We start from the raw sequence: 3892 nt of genomic DNA, 5'->3' as shown, positions 1-3892 counted from the left end.
CGCTACCCGTTACGACAAGCTCGCCGCCAACTTCCTCTCAGCCGTAGCTCTCGCAACCGCTGTCGCCTTCTGGCTGTGAATGAGTCTGAGCCCTAAGCCCGTCGAATAAAGAACGATGATGCCACGAGCGAACACGATTTTCGTTCACGCCCACCACGTTATGCCAACCTAGGCGCGCTCGAGATTAACAGTAGAGCCGTCACCTATTCGGCGCAGCGCTTCACGTGAGTTGGCTTCAGGTCGAGTCCAAATACCGTTAATACGTTGTCGTATAAACTGCACCGCAAACCTAGAAAAGTCATTAATTATCAGCTGCTTATACATGTGTTTCAATGCAAGATTTTGCCGCAAGCTTTCATCATTGCAAACGCAGCGTGCAAAATACCTCCGGAAATCCACACATCGATAATAAAACATCATAATCGGTGCATAGACCTGCGAATTCTAATTGATATAAATCAATACATAAACACGATAGACCGATAACTATCTAACATTAAACATTTTATCTAGGAATTATGATTTATATCGTTCACTGGGGACATGACATATGTCTATGCACTTTTGCCTTAATTTGGAGGATGTGGAAGCTTTGGTTTAGGCGAGCGTGCTTGCCTTGCGATATTTATGGAAGACGCAATGCCGGGGTTGAAAATCTTAGTCGATAGTCTCGAGCAAATAGAGCCTCTTAATCAGGAGGCGCGAGCAGCTATTTTAAGCGCAGATTGTGTCGTCCGATCATATGCTGCCGGACGGTACGTACTGCGAGAAAACGATCGGGCGGATTTTATCGGGATAGCAATTGAGGGATTTGCCTTTAGTCATAAACAGACTAGTTCTGGATCTAGACAGATTTTATCGCTAATACTGCCAGGTGAAGCGCTAGCCCTCGAAAACATATATTTAAACCAGTTAGATTGTAGTATACAAGCTCTCACCACATTCAGTGTGGGGCTCATTCATCGAGATGCGATGAAACGCTTTATGATGCTACATCCTACGATTGCGAATGGTATCTCTACAATGCTTGCTTATCGTTCCTCAATTTATAAGGAATGGATGCTAAACATTGGTCGACGCAATGCTAAAGAGAGAGTCGGGCATCTGCTCTGCGAAATTGCCGTTCGTTTGACGGGAGGCAACACAACTGCCGATCGAAGTTTCAAATTCCCCCTGACTCAGGAGCAAATTGGCGACGCCCTCGGCCTTACAGCAGCTCACGTCAATCGCGCAATGAAGTCTCTTCGTAATGAAGGCTTACTAATTAGGGAAAAAACGTTATTCAGGCTGCCCGAATGGGATGCATTGTGTGTACTAGCCGATTTCAATGACGAGTATCTGACCAACGAATGATATAAATGTCCGATAAAGCTCGGTATGTATACTAATAAAACCACCTAGAACGTAGGCGCTATTTGATTTTGGTATTCTGCATTTCACTAAATGATCAAAGATCTTATTTTACTAATTATGAAGCCTCGGCCCTCGCTGAATTACCGCTAGCTACATGATAGATAGCCAATTCATTTCCAAAAAGGTTATCTCAATTAGGATGATGTATTGAGAAACTAGGCAATTTGCTCGCGAACGAACCTTACCCGTTCGGCGACAGGCACCAGAGGGAGAGGGACAAGCTCGTAGCCCAAGCCGGAATAGGAATCGATCATCGCATTGTAGGTGGCTTCGGCTTCCGCCAGCGTCTGTTTTCGTTCGGCATCCTGCTCAAAGATGGCCGCCCAAGGTGGGGCGATGAACACCCTTCTCGCGTAGCGCCGCAACTCGGCCGCCCGTAGCGCTGGCGCCGGCACGGGCAACCCGCACAGACGTAGATAGCCGATCACATCCGGGATGCCGCGATCGAAGATGATCGGGTCAGACGTGCTCACGGCTTCGCGGTAGGATCGCAGCTCCCATGCCAGCATCAATCTCGCAAACTCTTCCCGATCATTCCACGGCAGGGCGGTGCCGCCAATGTCCACCTGGTCCTGTATGATCGCCCTGCCGGCTTCTGGCATATGACGGACACCCTCAACGGCCAAGGCATCGATCAAGCTCGTTTTGCCGGACCCAGGACCGCCCGTAATGATGTGGAGATGGTCAGCCATTCGCTATCTATATGCCCTTCCTAAAGGAACGGCAGGCGAGACGCCGGTCGTTCTCGGGGTCGATCGAATTTCGGGAATGTCCTGGATGGGCAGGATAACGGCCTGACCGTTTTCAGGGAGATTGGCGCGTAAGCGGAAGTTCGCTAATGAGCCATGGCGCTAGTTTTTTTCGGCCCCTTTGCTCATCCTGAATGCTACAGACGCTCAAAAGTCTTAACAACGAAAACAATGGCTCAATGGTTGTATGGATACGGAACAAAGATGAGGGGCTTTCTCGGCGTTGGTTCTGATAGCCGTCGTTCCGACGTCCGATTAGTGGCTTTTTGCGCCTTCGCCCGTGTCAGATATAGTTCGGCATCTGTTACCATTGACCGAGCCACTTCTGGCGATAAAGGTGCGGTTTTAAACTGGATCGCTGCTGCTGGCACACTTCGCAGAAGTACCGCACATTGAAAGAATAGTCTTAGTCCGTCTGGCGCCGGACAAAACATTGTATGATCTTCATCCAGTTTCGTTTGCACACTATTCGACGGATATTCGTTAAATCCAAGCCGATACCCGCCACCAGAGCTCTTTCCGGTAAATCCCCTGCCTAGATCAATGTAATATCTAGCGTCGACTGAACTACCCGATTTTGGCCTGTCCGGAACTAAGCGAGCATACGCACGCGTCTTTGCTCCCTCCTCTATTCGTGCCTCTACGGTTCCTTTTGGGAAATATAGTGTTATGCCATTATACTGGAATGGGGCTGTATCCGGCACTCGTGGTGCTGGTGCTCCACAGCCAGTTGCTGCAAGCGACAGCAGGCATGCAATGGCGGGGCCTGAATGAGCTGACATACGGGTTTCCATGATCGAGGGATGCGGTCTTCAGCGCACTGAGGCAACAACGACGTCCGCTTTCGAGTTAGCTGTTGGGCCGCCCGAACGTCCGCAACTGGGCGTAAGCGGAATGGCAACAAAGGGAGGGAAGCGGTCCGGCAGCTACTAATTGCAAGGTCGCTGTTAGCGGCCTGTCCCATGCTCGACCCGGACATAGAAATCGAAAGGCACTTTGCCCGCGACACACGAAAGGGCGCGTCGAACCTCTCCATCGTTCGGGAGAACCATTTCGTTGCCGTGGTCATAACTCAAGCCGCGCCAGTCGAAGCGTCGCTGTCCGCAACGCAATGCCGCCTCGGTCAACGCCTGCACGGGGTCGACTAACACGGGCGGCCCCTTAGGATCGGCAGAACGCCAAGTTCCGTGGAAAAGTCGCCCAGCGTCTCGATCCTGCTCAGGCGGGTTAGGACGGCCGGGCAGCCCTATGACAAGCACCGACCTAGGGCGCGTCGGCATCTCCGCGTTCGCGCGGACGGATATAAGTGACTGAAGCCCAAAAATGATAGCCGCGAAGTGCATCACGAACTGGTGATGACGTTCGGATGGACCGTCTGCAATCAGGAAACAGCCAAATCGCGTCGAACGACCTAATGTGGTCGTTATCGCTCGGTCCGCTTTCCTAACTCCAATATCAAACGTCGGGAGCCAGCCAAGCCAGCAGCGCCATGCCGCCGAAGATCAGCGCGAGAATGGCAATGGCCAAGATGGGACCACAAGAAGTCGTTGGTCGCTTGGCTGGTTCCATCATCGCCGCAAGCTGAACGAAGGTCCGGTTTCGGGCAACCGTCTTCCAGTCGGGAACGTCCGGGTTTGGGCGCTAGTGTCTATCATCGCGCCTCAAGTCGGCTAGCAAACCGACTAGCTGCTGCCTACGCGAAGGAGCGTAATTCGGGTCTTTCTCACGAA

The 3892-nt window shown here is 51.6% G+C and carries 2 protein-coding genes; one reads left to right on the top strand and one right to left on the bottom strand.

The genetic code is table 11. The annotated features are described in order from the left end of the window. Positions 1 to 627 precede the first annotated feature (627 nt). On the top strand, positions 628 to 1353 hold the full coding sequence (locus tag C8J25_RS20085) for a Crp/Fnr family transcriptional regulator (RefSeq protein WP_107956110.1): 726 nt from the start codon (positions 628 to 630) through the stop codon (positions 1351 to 1353). 215 nt (positions 1354 to 1568) lie between these two features. Here C8J25_RS20085 and C8J25_RS20080 read toward each other — a convergent pair whose 3' ends face one another. Then, positions 1569 to 2105 (bottom strand): AAA family ATPase, encoded by a 537-nt coding sequence (locus tag C8J25_RS20080; RefSeq protein WP_107956109.1) that lies wholly within the window; start codon positions 2103 to 2105, stop codon positions 1569 to 1571. Positions 2106 to 3892 lie beyond the last annotated feature (1787 nt).

The organism is Sphingomonas faeni (genome assembly GCF_003053745.1).
Taxonomy (GTDB): domain Bacteria; phylum Pseudomonadota; class Alphaproteobacteria; order Sphingomonadales; family Sphingomonadaceae; genus Sphingomonas; species Sphingomonas faeni.
Note: the sequence above shows the minus strand (reverse complement) of the source record. Positions and strands in the feature narration are given on the sequence as shown.